Origin of the sequence: Vibrio campbellii CAIM 519 = NBRC 15631 = ATCC 25920 (genome assembly GCF_002163755.1) — a bacterium.
Taxonomy (GTDB): Bacteria; Pseudomonadota; Gammaproteobacteria; order Enterobacterales; family Vibrionaceae; genus Vibrio; species Vibrio campbellii.
Map to the genome: position 1 here is coordinate 2,891,466 of NZ_CP015863.1, position 17,591 is coordinate 2,909,056.

Here is a 17,591-nt window from a genome sequence, read left to right on the forward strand (position 1 = left end):
CTGAATGAAACCTTCATTACAACTCAAGCTAGGTCAACAGTTAGCCATGACGCCACAGCTGCAGCAAGCGATTCGTTTGTTGCAATTGTCGACGCTCGATCTTCAACAAGAAATCCAAGAAGCGTTGGACTCCAACCCGCTACTGGAAGTTGAAGAAGGCCACGATGAGCCTCAAGCAAATGGTGAAGACAAATCAGCGTCTGAATCTGCTGATAACAGTGCGAACGAAGCTAACGATGCCTCAGAACCCGACCTTCCAGATAGCTCAGACGTGATTGAAAAATCTGAAATCAGCTCTGAGCTAGAAATTGATACCACTTGGGATGACGTATATAGCGCAAACACGGGTAGCACAGGCCTAGCGCTGGATGATGACATGCCCGTCTACCAAGGTGAGACCACTGAATCTTTGCATGATTACCTTATGTGGCAGTTAGACTTAACGCCTTTCAGTGAAACCGACCGCACCATCGCCCTCGCGATTATCGATGCGGTCGACGACTACGGCTACTTAACCCTATCCCCTGAAGAAATTCACGAGAGCTTCGACAACGAAGAAGTGGAATTGGATGAAGTAGAAGCGGTACGTAAGCGTATTCAGCAATTTGACCCGCTCGGTGTAGCCTCTCGCAATCTGCAAGAATGCCTACTGCTACAACTGGCAACTTTCCCTGAAGACACGCCGTGGCTTGCTGAGGCGAAAATGGTGTTGAGCGATCACATCGACCACCTTGGCAATCGTGACTACAAGCTGGTCATCAAAGAGACTAAGCTTAAAGAAGCGGACTTGCGTGAAGTATTGAGGTTGATTCAACAACTTGACCCTCGCCCAGGTAGTCGTATCACACCCGATGACACTGAATACGTCATTCCGGATGTGTCCGTATTTAAAGATCATGGTAAGTGGACCGTCTCCATAAACCCTGACAGCATTCCGAAACTAAAAGTAAATCAACAATATGCGCAACTAGGCAAAGGAAACAGTGCGGATAGCCAGTACATTCGCAGCAATTTGCAAGAGGCAAAATGGCTGATTAAGAGCCTAGAAAGCAGAAACGAGACGCTTCTCAAAGTTGCAAGATGTATTGTTGAACATCAACAAGATTTCTTCGAGTATGGTGAAGAAGCCATGAAACCAATGGTGCTAAACGACGTAGCATTGGATGTGGACATGCATGAATCGACAATTTCTCGTGTAACAACACAGAAGTTTATGCATACCCCACGTGGCATTTTTGAATTGAAGTACTTCTTCTCTAGCCATGTTAGTACAGACAATGGTGGAGAGTGTTCTTCCACAGCAATTCGCGCACTCATCAAAAAGTTGGTCGCAGCGGAGAATACCGCTAAGCCACTGAGTGATAGCAAAATTGCTGCTCTTCTGGCTGACCAGGGGATTCAAGTCGCGAGACGTACGATAGCGAAATATCGTGAATCCTTGGGTATCGCCCCTTCGAGTCAGCGCAAACGCCTACTTTAGGCACCAACTGAAAAGGAAAGTCTATGCAAATCAATATTCAAGGCCATCACGTTGATCTTACCGATTCAATGCAAGACTATGTTCAATCTAAGTTTCAGAAGCTCGAAAGGTTCTTCGACCACATTAACCAAGTCCAAGTCGTACTAAAAGTTGAAAAACTCAACCAAATAGCGGAAGCTACGCTCCACATCAATCAAGGCGAAATCCACGCGTCATCGAACGACGAAAGTATGTATGCAGCAATTGATTCGCTGGTGGATAAATTAGTTCGTCAACTTAATAAGCACAAAGAAAAACTAAACAGTCATTAATCATGCAACTGAGCGAAATACTGTCACTGGACTGCACCAAAAGTGCAGTCCATTGTACAAGTAAGAAACGTGCCCTAGAAATGATCAGCCAAATTGTCGCTGAAAACACGGGCCAAGATTCTACAAAACTGTTTGAGTGTATGCTCAGCAGAGAAAAAATGGGTAGTACTGGTATCGGCAACGGTATTGCTATCCCTCACGCAAGAATGCAATCAAGCGACAAAGCCATCGCGGTGTTACTTCAGTGTGACGAAGCAATTGAATTTGACGCCATCGACAACAGACCTGTCGACCTTCTTTTTGCTCTCCTTGTACCTGAAGAACAGTGCAAAGAGCACCTCAAAACACTATCCTCTATGGCAGAGCGTCTAAGTGACAAGCAAGTACTTAAAAGCTTACGTAACGCTCAGAGCGATGAAGAGCTCTACGACATTATGATTCATAAGTAATCAGGACGATCACCATGCGATTAATCGTTGTTAGCGGGCACTCTGGTGCCGGGAAAAGTGTTGCCCTGCGAGTACTTGAGGACTTAGGTTACTACTGCGTAGACAACCTACCGGTAAACTTACTTGACGCGTTTGTTCAGTCAGTCTCTGAGAGCAAACAAAACGTCGCAGTAAGCATCGATATTCGAAATATCCCTAAGAAGCTCAAAGAACTGAATACCACGCTAGAGAAGCTAAAGGCTGAACTGGATGTGACAGTACTGTTCTTAGACGCGAATAAAGAAACGCTTCTCACCCGCTACAGCGAAACACGTCGGATTCATCCGCTATCACTTGGCAGTCAATCATTATCACTTGATCAGGCGATTGAGCTTGAACAAGAGATCTTAATGCCTCTGAAAGCACACGCAGACTTAGTTCTGAACAGTAGCGGTCAATCTCTGCATGATCTCAGTGAAACCGTACGTATGCGTGTGGAAGGCCGAGAACGCAAAGACTTAGTCATGGTGTTTGAGTCGTTTGGTTTCAAATACGGTTTACCATCAGATGCCGATTACGTGTTTGATGTGCGTTTCTTGCCAAACCCACACTGGGAGCCAGCACTGCGCCCTCTCACTGGTTTAGATGGCCCGATCGGCGCCTTCTTAGAGCAACACCAGTCGGTACTTGATCTGAAATACCAAATTGAAAGCTTTATAGAGACTTGGTTACCACTATTAGAGAAAAACAACCGTAGCTACCTGACCGTTGCGATCGGTTGTACTGGTGGTAAACACCGCTCGGTTTACCTCACTCAAAAAATCGGTGAGTACTTTGCTGATAAAGGACACCAAGTACAAATTCGCCACACCTCATTGGAAAAGAACGTTAAGGAATAACGGTGGAATTAAGTCGTAAAGTACTGATCCAAAACCGCCTAGGCTTGCACGCTCGTGCGGCAGTTAAACTGGTAGAACTAGCACAAAGCTTCGACGCGGTGATTACCATCGACAACGAAGAAGACAAAACCGCGACCGCAGACAGCGTCATGGGATTGCTGATGCTGGAATCAGCCCAAGGACAATACGTGACCATCCACGCCACTGGCGATCAATCTGAGCAAGCTCTTGATGCGGTTTGCCATTTGATTGAAGATAAGTTTGACGAAGGCGAGTGATTCACTCGCTTTTTTATTATCTCTAGCCGGGTATCCCACATAAGTTTCACCTCCTGCTTAAATTCCGACAAATAATTTTGTCGACTTTCATAAGTTGTTATTAAAAGGTGCCTAGAATTAAGTTATTATTCAAAGCATTGTAAATATCAGGAATTGGGAGGAATGAATGGCAGAGCAAATAGAATTCGACCAAGCTCACCAAGCCCTCCAAGAAGTCACTGAAGCGCTGGAAAACGGCCGCTTCGTCCATGTTCGTCGACAACTTCAGGACATGGAGCCTGAGGATATTGCCCACCTTTTAGAAGCCTCCCCACGTAAAAGTCGTGAAGTTCTTTGGCAACTCACCGACCCAGAAGATTACGGTGAGATTCTTGACGAGCTAAACGAAGACGTTAAAGACAGTCTTGTGTCCAAAATGGCTCCTGAAGCGCTTGCAGAAGCGACAGAAGGCATGGACACCGATGACGTGGCTTACGTACTGCGTAGCTTGCCTGACGACGTCTCACGTGAAGTTCTGTCCCAGATGGATAGTGCAGATCGTCTGCGCGTGGAAACCGCCCTATCCTACCCTGAGGATACCGCGGGTGGACTGATGAACACCGACGTAATCACCATTCGTGGTGACGTTGATGTAGATGTAGTCCTGCGTTATCTACGTATGAAAGGCGAACTGCCTGAAGCAACTGATGCTCTGTACGTCATTGATGATGAGAGCAAACTGATTGGTGAACTACCGATCACGACTCTGATCACCACGCAACCTGATGTCAAAGTCAGTGAAGTGATGGAAGACGCCGACGATGCAATTACAGTGGATATCAGTGACTCTGATGTCGCTAGCCTGTTTGAACGTCGTAACTGGGTATCTGCTCCGGTTGTCGATGAAAATCAGCACCTCGTTGGTCGTATCACCATCGATGACGTGGTCGACGTTATCCGTGAAGATGCCGAACACTCAATGATGAGTATGGCGGGTATGGATGACGACGAAGATACCTTCGCGCCTGTAGTAAAGTCTGCTCGTAAACGTAGTATTTGGCTTGGTGCCAACGTACTTGCTGCACTGGCAGCTGCTTCTGTCTCCAACATGTTTGAAGCGACTCTAGACCAAATGGCTGCGATTGCTGTCCTAATGACGATCGTGCCTTCAATGGGTGGTGTAGCAGGTAACCAAACCGTTGCACTTGTAATCCGTGGCTTAGCACTCGGTCATATCGGTGATTCGAACAAACGCGAACTGTTGATGAAAGAGGCGGCTATCGGCTTGCTAAACGGCATCATGTGGGCGCTGATCATCGGTGGTATCGTAGTAGCTTGGAAAGGCAACTGGATGCTTGGTGGGATTATCTCGGCAGCCATGCTGACCAACCTACTTGTAGCAGGTGTTGCGGGTGTAACTATCCCAATACTATTGAAGAAGATGAACATCGACCCAGCACTCGCTGGTGGTATGGCGCTAACGACAGTGACCGATGTAATTGGTCTTTCAGTTTTCCTCGGTCTAGCAACCTTGATGATTTAGCCTCTGTAATGACCTGTCGATTACGAACAATAAAAAAGCCTGATGAACACATCAGGCTTTTTCGTATCTAGCGGTTAGTGAGTTTACTCACCAGCAACCTTCATGGTATCCAACAAGATCGAACCCGTTTGGATTTGTGAGCGTGTTTCTAAATCGCTACCCACAGCCACAATCTGATTGAACATGTCTTTCAAGTTACCCGCGATAGTAATTTCAGACACTGGGTATTGGATTTCACCGTTTTCTACCCAGAAACCTGCAGCACCACGAGAGTAATCGCCCGTCACAACGTTCACGCCTTGACCCATGGTCTCTGTTACCAGTAGACCGGTGCCCAGCTCTTTCAGCATTTGCTCGAAGTTTTGACCTGTCGACTTCACGTACCAGTTATGGATACCACCAGCGTGACCCGTTGGGTCCATCTTCATCTTGCGAGCGGCATAGCTGGTTAGCAAGTAAGTTGCTAAAACACCATCGGTGATGATTTCACGATCTTGCGTGTATACACCTTCGCTATCAAACGGGCTGGAAGCCAATCCACGTAGTACGTGTGGACGCTCAGAAATGTTGAACCACTCAGGCAATACTTGCTTACCAAGATGATCCAATAGGAAAGAAGACTTACGGTATAAGTTGCCACCGCTGATTGCCATCACTAGGTGACCAATCAAGCCTGTTGCTACATCCGCAGCAAACATCACCGGGTATTTGCCTGTCTTAAGCTTTTGCGCATCAAGGCGGCTGATGGTTTTCTCTGCAGCGTTGCGACCAACAGTTTCTGGTGTCCAAAGATCATCACGATGACGCGCAACGGTGTAGCTGTAATCACGTTCCATCTCACCGTTTTGACCCACACCAATCACACAACAGCTGGTGCTATGACGGCTGGATGCATAGCTGGCTAACAAGCCGTGGCTATTACCATACACTTTTACGCCGTAGTGGCTATCGTAGCTTGCACCATCGCTTTGCTTAATCGCATCGCTGTAGTTCAACGCTTCTTTTTCAGCGGCAATCGCGACTTGCGCTGCGTAATCTGGATCGGGTGCGTCTGGGTGGAAAAGGTCTAAGTCTGGTACCTCTTTCACCATGTATTCTTTTGGAGCAGGACCTGCGAATGGGTCTTCTGATGTGTATTGAGCAATGTCTAGTGCTGCTAAGACCGTTTGCTCGATAGCAGCTTCACTCAAGTCAGATGTGGAAGCACTGCCTTTGCGTTGACCACGGTAGACGGTGATACCCAGTGCGCCATCGCTATTGAATTCAACGTTTTCCACGTCACCCATGCGAGTGGAAACACTCAAACCTGTGCTCTTGGTGATTGCGACTTCAGCGGCATCAGACTTCGCCGCAGCGATTTCTAGTGCACGTGAAACGGCTTGTTCTAGCTCGGTACGTTGCTCAGCAACCTGCTGTTTAATATCCATTGTCTTTCACATCATGTATTCGATGCACAATAGAATAACAAGAATTTCGCTTTCTCCCCACGATTCTTGTTAAAATAGTCATAATATTAATCAAAACACAGGCAACTGAAATGGCACGTAAGAATCAAAAAGCGCCATGGGAACCAGAAGAAGAGATCATCTGGGTAAGTAAATCCGAGATGAAGCGAGACATGGAAGAGCTGCAAAAGCTAGGTGAAGAGCTTGTAGGCCTAAAGCCAGCTGTTCTAGATAAGTTTCCATTGAGCGAAGACCTACGACAAGCGGTTGCTGATGCACAACGCTTTAAAAACGAAGCGCGTCGTCGTCAGCTACAACGTATTGGTAAGCTAATGCGTTACGAAGATCCAGAACCAATCCAAGCGGCACTGGATAAAATCCGCAACAAGCACTCACAAGCGACTGCTGCTCTGCACAAGCTAGAAGCGCTGCGTGATCGCGTTGTGGAAGAAGGCGATAAAGCGATTGATGACGTAATGGAACTGTACCCAGAAGCGGATCGTCAACGTCTACGTCAACTTGCTCGCCAAGCAGTGAAAGAGAAGAAAGCCGGTAAACCAGCAAAATCTTACCGTGAAATCTTCCAAATTCTTAAAGCGTTTGAAGAAGAAATGTAATTCAACGCTTAAGAACGTAAAAAGCAGACCTTTGTGTCTGCTTTTTTCATGCCTATTTTCTGCTGTTACGCTAAGCGATTAAGACTTTCACCGCGCTCAAAGGCGTTAATATTCTCAATCAAGATTTCAGCCAAACGCTGTATCGATGAATCACTACCCCAGGCAACGTGTGGCGTCAGCAATAGGTTCGGCAAGTGCATATTGGCAATCAGCGGATTACTCTCATTGGCGGGCTCTTGGGTAAAGACATCAACCCCAGCACCAGCAATCTCACCTTGCTTTAAGCCGTCCACTAAAGCTTGTTCATCCACCAAGCCACCACGTCCGGTATTAATCAAAATCGATGTAGGCTTCATCAACTTGAGTTCTGCCTCACCAATCAAATTACGTGTTTCATCATTCAGTGGACAATGTAGTGTGATGGCGTCAGCTTGCTCAAGAACCTCAGCAAAAGAAACATAACCTTCTCGGCACTCCGTTACGCCTTTGCGCTCCGCAAACACCACGTTCATCCCTAACGCTTGTGCCAGTTTTGCAGTTGCTTGACCTAATGCGCCGCTGCCAACCACACCCAAAGTGCTACCTGCAACGTCTCCAATCGGATACGTAAAGAAACAGAACTGTTTATTGCGTTGCCACTCGCCCGCTGCGATATCTTGGTGATAACCAAACAAGTTACGGCGCAAAGCAAACAGCATAGCGATAACGTGTTCTGGCACAGAGCGAGTCGCATAGCCACGCACGTTCGCGACAGCAACATTGTGCTGAGCGCAATAGTTGATATCGACGTTGTTGAACCCCGTGGCCGCCACAGCAATCATCTTGAGATTAGGAAGCTGAGATAGAGCAGCTTGGTCGAGCACCACTTTGTTACTGATAACGATATCCGCATCAGTGAGACGCTCAATCACTTGCTCTGGAGAAGTCAGATCGTATTCCACCCAATCATGGGCAAAGCTCGGGCGGGGCACCTGAATTTGAGCGGTGATGGTCGCGCGGTCGAGGAAGACCACTTTAGGCAGTGACATAACAACTCCTTGTTCACTGCCTAAAGATGAATTTATGGACGTGGCAGTGTTTTGTAATCTGGTAATTTACGCTCTGGGTCGAAATAGTCAAAGATCATCGCTTCCGCTTCCGGGTAAAAGTCACAAGGAACAAAAATGCTGCGCAGCAAATGGCATTTCGGATGGTAAAAGCTCAACTCAGCGGCGTGCAGTTCTAGGCGCTCAGAGAAGGCTTTCGCTTCTTCAGTTGCGTAAAACTCATCGCCTACAATCGGGTGACCTAATGCTTGCATGTGAACTCGCAATTGGTGTGAACGACCAGTGATCGGCAACAAACGTACAATCGTCGTCTTTGAACCATCAGGATGCTCTTCTCGCTTCGCTACTTGGAAAAGCGTCTTAGAAGGTTTGCCATCTTCAAAACACACTTTCTGCAACGGACGATTAGGCCAATCACAAATCAGCGGCAGGTCAATCTCACCCTCTTCTTGCTCTATATGACCCCAAACGCGCGCGTAGTAAATCTTATGCGTCAATCGGTATTGAAACTGTTTCTTTAACGCGCTTTCTGCACGTTTGTTCTTCGCCAGTACCATCAAACCGGAAGTGCACATATCTAAGCGATGCACGACTTGAATATCTGGATACTGCTCAGTGAGTCGACTCCACATACTGTCATAGTGCTCAGCGAGACGCCCCGGTACAGAGAGCAAACCCGATGGCTTGTTTACCGCCAAAATTTGCTCATCTTCAAAAACGACATCAATCCAAGGATCGGTTGGTGGATTGTACTCAAGCATTGCCATGGGCAGGATCTCTACAGAATAAAAACGCGCTGATTATACCCAAGAGCCCTCAAGATGCATGCACAAAACACGTTTAATTTTTTCACCAATAAGGGTCGATATAACTTTTTGAAATAACGAAAGTTAACAAGTCAAATTACTAATAAAAATAAAAATAAAACAAGTTGTAAAATTAAATTGACAACCATGCTGAGCATGTTACTTATAGTTTATCGTTGGTGAACAAGGACAATAACAAATGGAATCGGCAGTACCAGATCAACCCCAATCCAAAATCTCCCAATTTGTACGCTCGTTGGGTCCCGGCATTCTCATGGCTTCTGCCGCAGTAGGTGGTTCTCACCTCGTTGCTTCAACAAAAGCTGGTGCCATTTATGGTTGGCAACTCGCCGTACTTATCCTGCTGGTAAACCTTTTTAAATACCCATTTTTCCGAGCAGGCGTGCAGTACACCATGGGTACAGGCAAAACCTTGGTTGAAGGCTACGCTAAGCTAGGTCGCCCATACTTATGGCTGTTCTTGTTTCTCAGCTCCGTATCTGCGGTGATCAATACAGCAGCCCTTCTGATGTTCAGTGCGAGCTTGTTGGGTTACTTCATTCCATTTTCATTGTCGATGGCGTCACTCAGTATCATTGTATTGGTCACGTGCTTGGTGATCCTATTTGCTGGTCATTACAAAGCGCTGGATACGCTCTCGAAAGTCATCATGACCGTACTGACCATTGCGACATTACTAGCAGTGGCGATTGCGTTTGGTAATCCGGTAGAACCCGTTGCGAACTTTGAATCTCCTTCTCCGTGGTCAATTGCAGCAATCGGCTTTATCGTCGTGACCATGGGCTGGATGCCTGCTCCAATCGAGATCTCTTGTTTAACCTCTGCGTGGCTAAAGCGCCAAACCAGCCAACAAGAAGTCACCGCCAAATCTGCGTTGTTTGATTTTAACGTCGGCTACATTGGTACGGCAGTATTGGCATTGGTGTTTGTATCGCTAGGTGCGTTGATGCTACACGGCTCAGGTATCGAGCTTAAAAGCTCTGGCGTGGGCTTCTCCCACCAACTAGTCGGCTTGTACGCTGCAACTATTGGTGAATGGTCGCGCTACCTAATTGCGGTGATTGCGTTCTTCTGCATCTTCGGCAGTACAATTACGGTAATTGATGGCTACTCTCGTGTGATTTCAGACTCTCAACGTCTACTGCGTTCACAACCAGAGACTAACCCAAAAGCCACGTCAGCGATCATGCTTACGGTATCGGTCTTGGCATTAGGTATTGTGGTGTTCTGGGCGTCAGCACTACTACCAATGCTGAACTTTGCTATGGTACTGGCGTTTATGACGACACCGTTCTTCGCGATACTGAACTACATTCTGGTGAGCAAAACCGACTTACCTAAGCCATTAGCGCTGGGTCGTAAATTGAAGTGGCTGTCGATTGCTGGCTTGATTTACTTATTCGGCTTTTTAGCGCTGTTTATTTGGTGGAAGTGGGTAATGTAATTAGCTACAAGCAATTAACAGAACCACTGAGGTAAACAAAGCTCAGATAAAGAAAAAGGTCTTCAATTGAAGACCTTTTTCGTGTATTTGAACGCTGATTAGTTATGGCTGACCACAATCAAACGTAGCGAATCTAACTGAACCTGAGCTTGGTTGATGTAACCTGTTAGCTCTTTAATTTGTTCTTCAATCGATTCAATTTCTTCATCACGGATATTCGGGTTAACCGCTTTCAGTGCTTGTAGACGCTCAAGCTCGGCATTCAAGCTTTGTTGCATGTCTTGATGCGCTTGCTTGCGAACTTCTTCCACTTTCTGCTCAACCAATGCGTCACCCGCTTCGATTAGGCTGTGAATGTCTTTCTGTACTGATGTCACTAGCTTGCTGCCTAGGTGACGGTTTACCGGGCTAAGCTGACGGTTGAAGCCTTCAAACTCAACCTGAGAAGACAGATCGTTACCACGAGCATCCATCATCATGCGAATTGGCGTCTTCGGTAGGAAACGAGTAATGCCGCTGCGTTTTGGTGCTTGTGCATCCACCGCGTAAACCAACTCAAGTAGGATAGTACCCACTGGTAGCGCTTTGTTCTTCAGCAGAGAAACCGCAGAGGTACCCACACCTTCGCTCATCAGAAGATCAATACCGCCTTGAATCATTGGGTGTTCCCAACTGATGAAGTGCATGTCTTCACGAGATAGCGCTGTATCACGGTCAAATGTGATAGTCGCACCTTCGTATGGCAAGCCTGGGTAGCTTGGCACCATCATGTGCTCAGATGGCGTTACCACAAGTGCGTTCTCGCCTTTGTCGTCTTGGTTCAAGCCAATGGTGTCGAACAGAGACAATGCGAACGTAACTAGGTTTGTGTCACCGTCTGTCGATGAGATTTTCTCAACGATCTGCTGCGCTTTCTCGCCACCGTTTGAATGCATCTCTAGTAGACGGTCACGGCCTTGCTCAAGTTGTGATTTCAGCTCTTTGTTCATCTTCGCTGATTCTTCAATCACTTCATCAAGGTTTGAAACATCACCAGACGCCAGCATTTCGATCAGAGCATCAGAGTACTTATCGTAAACCGCGCGACCTGTTGGACAGGTTTCAGCAAACGCGTTTAGACCTTCATCAAACCAACGAGCAAGAATCGCTTGTGACGTGTCTTTTAGGTAAGGCACGTGGATATCGATATCACGCTTCTGACCGATACGATCCAGACGACCAATACGTTGCTCTAGCAAGTCTGGGTTGAACGGCAAATCGAACATCACAAGTTGGTTAGCAAACTGGAAGTTACGACCTTCTGAGCCAATTTCGCTACAGATAAGAACCTGTGCGCCGCCCTCTTCTTGTGCAAAGTAAGCAGCCGCTTTGTCACGCTCAAGAATCGACATGCCTTCGTGGAATACAGTTGCACGAATACCTTCACGCTCACGTAATGCTTGCTCAAGTTGCAGCGCGGTGCTTGCACGAGAAGCGATAACCAGCACTTTGTCGCTGCGTTTCTCTTTTACTTTCTCAAGTAGCCAGTTCACACGTGAGTCAAATTGCCACCAGCTTGAATCTTCGCCTTCAAATTCTTGGAAGATTTCTTCTGGGTAAAGGTTCTTCACTGCGCGTGCTTCCGGCGTCATCTTGCCGCCGATCATGCCTGATACACGCATTGACGTGGTGTACTGCTGTGGAATGTCCATTGGCATTAGATGTACGTTACGCTTCGGGAAGCCTTTGATTGCAGCACGCGTGTTACGGAACAGAACGCGACCAGTACCGTGACGGTCCATTAGGTTATCGATCAGTTCTTGGCGCGCTGACGCTTTCGCTTCTTCATCACTGTCGCTTTCGATAATGCGAAATAGCGGCTCAACGTCTTGCTCAGAAAGCAGTTCCGTAATTTGATTTTTCGCTTCGTCAGGCAGTTTCTCACCAGAGAACAGCGAAGTGATAGCATCCGCCACTGGTGCGTATTGCTCTTCTTCTTCAACGAATGCATCGTAATCGTAGAAACGATCTGGATCTAGCAGACGTAGACGAGCGAAGTGGCTCTCACGACCTAGCTGCTCTGGTGTTGCCGTCAGCAGTAGCACACCCGCAGTGCGTTCTGCCAAGCCTTCTACCACTTGGTATTCGCGGCTTGGTTTGTCTTGGCTCCATTCTAAGTGGTGCGCTTCATCGACAACCAATAGATCCCACTCGCCTTCTAGCGCTTGCTCGAAACGCTTGCGGCTCTTACGTAGGAAATCCAGTGAGCACAGCACATATTGCTGCGTATCAAATGGGTTTTCAGCTTCTGCGAACGCCTCAATACAACGCTCTTCATCGAAGATAGAGAAGTGCAGGTTGAAACGACGCATCATCTCAACAAGCCACTGGTGTTGCAGTGTCTCGGGCACCACGATCAGAATACGTTCAGCACGACCGGACAGCACTTGCTGGTGGATGATCATGCCCGCTTCGATGGTTTTACCCAGACCAACTTCATCCGCTAGCAATACGCGAGGCGCGTGACGACGACCCACTTCATGTGCGATATAAAGCTGATGAGGGATCAAGCCTGCACGCATGCCACACAGACCACGCATTGGGCTCTTGTGTTGCTCAAATTGGTTTTGTAGCGCACGGTAGCGAAGTACAAAGTTGTCCATGCGGTCGATTTGACCTGCGTACAACTTGTCTTGCGGCTTGTTAAAACGAATGTGGTTGCTTAGGAAGATTTCACGCAACACGATCGCCGTTTCTTGCGTGTCTTCACGAGTACCGAAATAGGTGTATAGACCTTCATCTTCCAGTACTTCTTCAACTTTTAATGACCAACCTTCTTGGCAATCGATGACATCACCGACGTTGAACGTTACTCGGGTAACTGGTGCATCGTTACGTGCGTAAACTCGGTTTTCCTCTGATGCTGCAAACATCAATGTCACAGTACGAGCATCCATTGCTACTACGGTACCTAAACCTAAATCGCTTTCCGTATCGCTAATCCAGCGCTGCCCCAAAGCAAATGTCATGAATTGACTACCTCGTTGTTGTTTCTTGTTGGTCTCTACCCATCCCGCTGGGCATGGATAATAAGTTTAGATCTGATTCTGGCTTCTGCTATGCCAATCGTGCTTGTCATGCCACTTTGCGCTGTGCATTTTTAAGCCAGCTGAACATGATAAATCGGGCGTAGCCTATACGCAGAAAAAGGTCGCTAATCTTACTTGAAGCTGTGATTTAGGTCACGCCGAAACCGCCCAGAGGGGCAACTTTTTTTCCTGAATTAGGAATGCAATCAAATTGTAAAAAACTCATGACAATTATTAAGTTGTAAGAAGTAAATTTTACGTATACTTCTATTGAGGGGCGCTTAGAGTCATCAAACATGATTTGAGCGCATTTAGTACACGATTAGGATCAACACGGGTTTGCAGTAAGTTGTCTTGCTACTCGGTTGCGCACTAACCGACATTGCCCGACAACCTCTATTGCAAGCAATCAGAGTTAGGAAGAATGTTCCTTCTTAGCTACTAGCCAGCAAAGCCGCGCTGCGGCAAGGAGACGCTATGGGCGATACCGATCGGAAACTGTTTGTACTTGATACCAACATTCTTCTTCATGAACCCTTCGCCATCTTCTCTTTCCAAGAACACGATGTCGTCATCCCAATGACTGTGTTGGAAGAACTCGACCGAATCAAAGACAGTAAACGTGATGTAGCAAGGGATGCACGCGTTGCGATTCGCGCTTTGGAAGATCTGTTTAGAGACGCAACACCGGATGAAATCTCAGAAGGTATTCCGGTTTCTAAAGATAACCCAAGCCAAGGCACCATCTCTATTTTGGCGGACTTCGAGTTGCAGGAAACCGTCAAAGCTTTCGCCGACAAAGCCGGTGACAACCGCATACTCAATGCGGTGCTTTATCTGCAAAACAAACGTGCACCACGAGAAGTTGTGCTCGTAACCAAAGACATCAACATGCGTTTAAGAGCCAAAGGTGCTGGTGTACGCTTCGTTGAAGACTATCGTACGGATCAACTGATTGATGATGTCCAATACCTCACCAAAGGCTTCCAACAGCGTGAAGGCGACTTTTGGAGTGGTGTGGACGAAGTTGATAGTTACGCGCTGGGTGGAAAAACGTTCCATAAACTCAGCCGCGAACCGTTCGAGCCGACCTTTATCAACCAATACGTGATTGATGAAGAGAGTGATTTTGTAGGACGAGTAGAAACCATCAATGAGGATAAGGTTACGCTGCTCGATCTGAGTCGTGAGCGCATGATGCATCGTCGCGCTTGGGACATTACACCGAAAAATATCTACCAAGGCATGGCGATGGATGCCCTACTCGACCCTGATATTGATTTGGTGATTCTGACCGGTGCTGCAGGTAGTGGTAAGACACTGCTCGCCATGGCTGCGGCACTGGAACAAACCATTGAAAAAGGCATGTTCGATAAGATCATCGTAACGCGTAACACGCCAGACATTGGTGAGTCGATTGGTTTCTTGCCGGGCTCGGAAGAAGAGAAAATGATGCCTTGGTTAGCAGCGGTGACCGATACCTTGGAAGCGCTGCACAAGAACGACCATTGCACCGAAGGCTCGATGAAGTACATCTGCGATAAAGCCAACATTCAGTTTAAATCGATCAACTTTATGCGTGGCCGCTCGATCCAGAATGCATTTGTCCTACTCGATGAGTGTCAGAACTTAACCGCTTCACAAATCAAAACCATCATCACCCGTTGTGGTGAAGGCACCAAGATTGTGTGTTCGGGTAACTTGGCACAGATTGATTCTCACTACCTCACGCCAGTGACGTCTGGTTTGACGTATATGGTTGAACGCTTCAAGAACTTTGAAGGCAGCGCCAATATTCACCTCAATGGTGTGGTGCGCAGTCGCTTGGCTGAATTTGCGGAAGAGAACCTATAACGAATACTCTCCCCCTAAAAACAAAAGAGCGCTCAATGAGCGCTCTTTTTAATTCTGCTTCAGATGAAGTTTATTCAGTACCACCCACGGTGATGGAATCGAGCTTCAATGTTGGCTGACCAACGCCAACTGGTACGCTTTGACCCGCCTTACCACACACGCCAACACCTCTGTCAATGCTTAGGTCGTTACCCACCATAGAAACTTGCTGCATCGCTTCAATGCCAGAGCCAATCAGCGTTGCGCCTTTCACTGGCCGAGTGATTTTGCCATCTTCAATCAAGTACGCTTCTGATGCTGAGAATACGAACTTACCAGAAGTGATGTCCACCTGACCGCCACCGAAGTTTGGTGCGTACAGACCTTTCTTCACCGTAGAGATGATCTCTTCTGGCGTGTGCTCACCCGGTAGCATGTAAGTGTTAGTCATACGTGGCATTGGTAGGTGCGCGTAAGACTCGCGGCGACCGTTACCTGTTGGGTTTACACCCATTAGGCGTGCGTTCAACTTGTCTTGCATGTAGCCCTTAAGCACACCATTTTCGATAAGCGTGTTGTATTGACCGTTCACACCTTCATCATCGACGTTCAATGATCCGCGTAGGTCTTTTAGCGTGCAATCATCCACGATAGTACAAAGCGGAGACGTCACTTGCTCGCCCATCTTGCCAGAGAATACTGACGACTCTTTACGGTTGAAGTCACCCTCTAAACCGTGACCTACCGCTTCGTGCAGCAATACGCCCGGCCAGCCAGAGCCAAGTACCACAGGCATCATGCCTGCAGGTGCAGCTTCTGCTTCTAGGTTCACTAGCGCCATACGAATCGCTTCATCAGCGAATTGGAAGGCTTGTTTCACACCGTTCGTTTCAGACAGGAAGAAGTCGTAACCGAAACGACCACCGCCACCAGCGCTACCGCGTTCACGGCGATCGCCTTTTTCAGCAAGAACACTGATTGATAGACGGACAAGCGGACGAATGTCACCAGCGTAAGTACCGTCGGTTGCAGCAACCAACATTTGCTCATGCACACCGCTGATGCTGATCGATACTTCTTTGATGAGTGGCTCTTTGGTACGGATATACGCGTCCAGAGACAACAACAGTTCGGTTTTTTGTTGCTTTTCCCAGCTTGCTAATGGGTTTACCGCATCGTAGTAAGCTTGGTTATCAGAACGTTTGAATGCATGCACTTTGCCATTTTGGCCTTGCTGCGCAATACCACGCGCGGCAATAGCACTTTGCTTCAAACCGTCTAATTGAATTTGGTCTGAATAGGCGAAACCGGTTTTTTCGCCTATGACTGCTCGTACACCGACACCACAGTCAATATTGAAAGAGCCATCTTTAATGATGCTGTCTTCTAGAACCAGAGACTCGTGCCAGCTGGACTGAAAATAAATGTCCGCATAATCGATCTGGCGCGTCGCAATGCTCGCTAGTGTGTCAGCGATGTCTTGCTCTGTCAGACCGTTTGGGGCAAGGAGTGCCTGTTCTATTTGGTTTATGCTCATAGTTAGCTCTTTTATTTCCGTTTCAATTCATTTTGAAAGCGACTGTGTTGAGTCAGCGGCATATTCTGCCTTACTTGCTGGTTGTGTGACAAATCTATCTCAGCCACCAGCAAGCCTACTTGGTCATTCAATTGTTGGTGAACGCTTCCCCAAGGGTCAATCACCATGGAATGCCCCCAAGTTTGACGGCCACATGGGTGCGTTCCCGTTTGCCCGCAGGCAAGAATCCAGCATTGGGTTTCAATGGCACGCGCTCGAAGTAACACTTCCCAATGTGCTTCTCCCGTTACCGCGGTAAAGGCAGCGGGTACAACTATAATTTGAGCCCCTGCTAAGCGTAACGCTTTAAACAATTCAGGAAAGCGTACGTCGTAGCAAATACTTAAGCCTACCGTACCAATATTGGTCTCTGCCGTCACGATGCGATTGCCCGCGGCAAAGGTATCCGATTCACGATAACTGCCATGCCCATCGGCGACATCGACGTCAAACATATGCAGCTTATCGTAGTGAGCAATGCACTCGCCTTGCGGTGAGAAGACCAATGTCGTCGTGGTAACACCTTGCTCAGCGCGGATCGGTATGCTGCCCACAATTAAAGTCAGTTGGTGGTGCTGTGCGATATCAGATAAACGCTGCTGAATTGGACCGTCACCCAAAGTTTCTGCGTTCTGGTGATACGCCGCTCGGTTGGCAAATTGTGTGGTGTTTTCTGGTGTCACAACCAGCTTCACACCTTGCTCAGCAGCCAAGGCACATTGCTTAGCAATGAAGTCCAGATTCTGCTCGATATCTGGACCCGATGTCATTTGAATGATGCCAACACGTTCCATGTTTTCTATTCCTTGTTCGTCAG

15 protein-coding genes are annotated in these 17,591 nt (G+C 47.5%); 9 read left to right on the plus strand and 6 right to left on the minus strand.

Annotated features, from left to right (window positions below):
• The first annotated feature begins 4 nt into the window (after positions 1-4).
• The 6 genes from A8140_RS13930 (at position 5) to mgtE (ending at position 4,918) form a co-directional block, all read left to right on the plus strand.
• On the plus strand, positions 5-1,480 hold the full coding sequence (locus A8140_RS13930; protein WP_005535422.1) for an RNA polymerase factor sigma-54: 1,476 nt from the start codon (positions 5-7) through the stop codon (positions 1,478-1,480).
• A gap of 23 nt (positions 1,481-1,503) precedes the next feature.
• Positions 1,504-1,791: a ribosome hibernation promoting factor gene (hpf, locus tag A8140_RS13935; protein WP_005432838.1), complete on the plus strand. Its 288-nt coding sequence runs from the start codon at positions 1,504-1,506 to the stop codon at positions 1,789-1,791.
• Between the two features lie 2 nt (positions 1,792-1,793).
• Entirely contained in the window at positions 1,794-2,240 is a 447-nt protein-coding gene (gene ptsN / locus A8140_RS13940) for a PTS IIA-like nitrogen regulatory protein PtsN (RefSeq protein ID WP_005535425.1), read from the plus strand.
• Between the two features lie 14 nt (positions 2,241-2,254).
• On the plus strand, positions 2,255-3,118 hold the full coding sequence (gene rapZ / locus A8140_RS13945) for an RNase adapter RapZ (RefSeq protein ID WP_005432858.1): 864 nt from the start codon (positions 2,255-2,257) through the stop codon (positions 3,116-3,118).
• 2 nt (positions 3,119-3,120) lie between these two features.
• Positions 3,121-3,396: an HPr family phosphocarrier protein gene (locus A8140_RS13950; protein ID WP_005432843.1), complete on the plus strand. Its 276-nt coding sequence runs from the start codon at positions 3,121-3,123 to the stop codon at positions 3,394-3,396.
• A gap of 166 nt (positions 3,397-3,562) precedes the next feature.
• A complete protein-coding gene (gene mgtE / locus A8140_RS13955) occupies positions 3,563-4,918 on the plus strand; it encodes a magnesium transporter (RefSeq protein ID WP_005535428.1) in 1,356 nt (451 codons plus the stop codon).
• Positions 4,919-5,001: 83 nt separating this feature from the next.
• Here the strand turns inward: mgtE and pmbA are convergent, their stop codons facing one another.
• Positions 5,002-6,345, minus strand: coding sequence for a metalloprotease PmbA (pmbA, locus tag A8140_RS13960; RefSeq protein ID WP_005535430.1), 1,344 nt, complete (start codon positions 6,343-6,345; stop codon positions 5,002-5,004).
• A gap of 110 nt (positions 6,346-6,455) precedes the next feature.
• On the opposite strand from pmbA, the gene yjgA reads away from it, so the two are divergent.
• Positions 6,456-6,980, plus strand: a complete 525-nt coding sequence (yjgA, locus tag A8140_RS13965) for a ribosome biogenesis factor YjgA (protein WP_005535432.1) — start codon at positions 6,456-6,458, stop codon at positions 6,978-6,980.
• A 65-nt stretch (positions 6,981-7,045) separates the two neighbouring features.
• Here yjgA and A8140_RS13970 read toward each other — a convergent pair whose 3' ends face one another.
• Entirely contained in the window at positions 7,046-8,008 is a 963-nt protein-coding gene (locus A8140_RS13970) for a D-2-hydroxyacid dehydrogenase (protein WP_005535435.1), read from the minus strand.
• 32 nt (positions 8,009-8,040) lie between these two features.
• On the minus strand, positions 8,041-8,793 hold the full coding sequence (gene rluA / locus A8140_RS13975) for a bifunctional tRNA pseudouridine(32) synthase/23S rRNA pseudouridine(746) synthase RluA (protein ID WP_038862589.1): 753 nt from the start codon (positions 8,791-8,793) through the stop codon (positions 8,041-8,043).
• A 238-nt stretch (positions 8,794-9,031) separates the two neighbouring features.
• Between rluA and A8140_RS13980 the strand changes: the two genes are divergently transcribed.
• The gene (locus A8140_RS13980) at positions 9,032-10,297 is read left to right on the plus strand and encodes an NRAMP family divalent metal transporter (RefSeq protein ID WP_005536984.1); all 1,266 of its coding nucleotides are present in this window, start codon (positions 9,032-9,034) and stop codon (positions 10,295-10,297) included.
• 98 nt (positions 10,298-10,395) lie between these two features.
• Here the strand turns inward: A8140_RS13980 and rapA are convergent, their stop codons facing one another.
• Positions 10,396-13,305 carry an RNA polymerase-associated protein RapA gene (rapA, locus tag A8140_RS13985; RefSeq protein WP_038862592.1) on the minus strand — a complete coding sequence of 970 codons (2,910 nt, stop codon included), beginning with the start codon at positions 13,303-13,305 and terminating at the stop codon, positions 10,396-10,398.
• A gap of 537 nt (positions 13,306-13,842) precedes the next feature.
• Between rapA and A8140_RS13990 the strand changes: the two genes are divergently transcribed.
• Positions 13,843-15,219 (plus strand): PhoH family protein, encoded by a 1,377-nt coding sequence (locus A8140_RS13990; RefSeq protein ID WP_005536807.1) that lies wholly within the window; start codon positions 13,843-13,845, stop codon positions 15,217-15,219.
• A 70-nt stretch (positions 15,220-15,289) separates the two neighbouring features.
• On the opposite strand, the gene tldD is transcribed toward A8140_RS13990, so the two are convergent.
• On the minus strand, positions 15,290-16,735 hold the full coding sequence (gene tldD / locus A8140_RS13995; RefSeq protein ID WP_005536803.1) for a metalloprotease TldD: 1,446 nt from the start codon (positions 16,733-16,735) through the stop codon (positions 15,290-15,292).
• Between the two features lie 11 nt (positions 16,736-16,746).
• Entirely contained in the window at positions 16,747-17,568 is an 822-nt protein-coding gene (locus A8140_RS14000) for a carbon-nitrogen hydrolase family protein (protein WP_005536800.1), read from the minus strand.
• Positions 17,569-17,591: the final 23 nt, after the last annotated feature.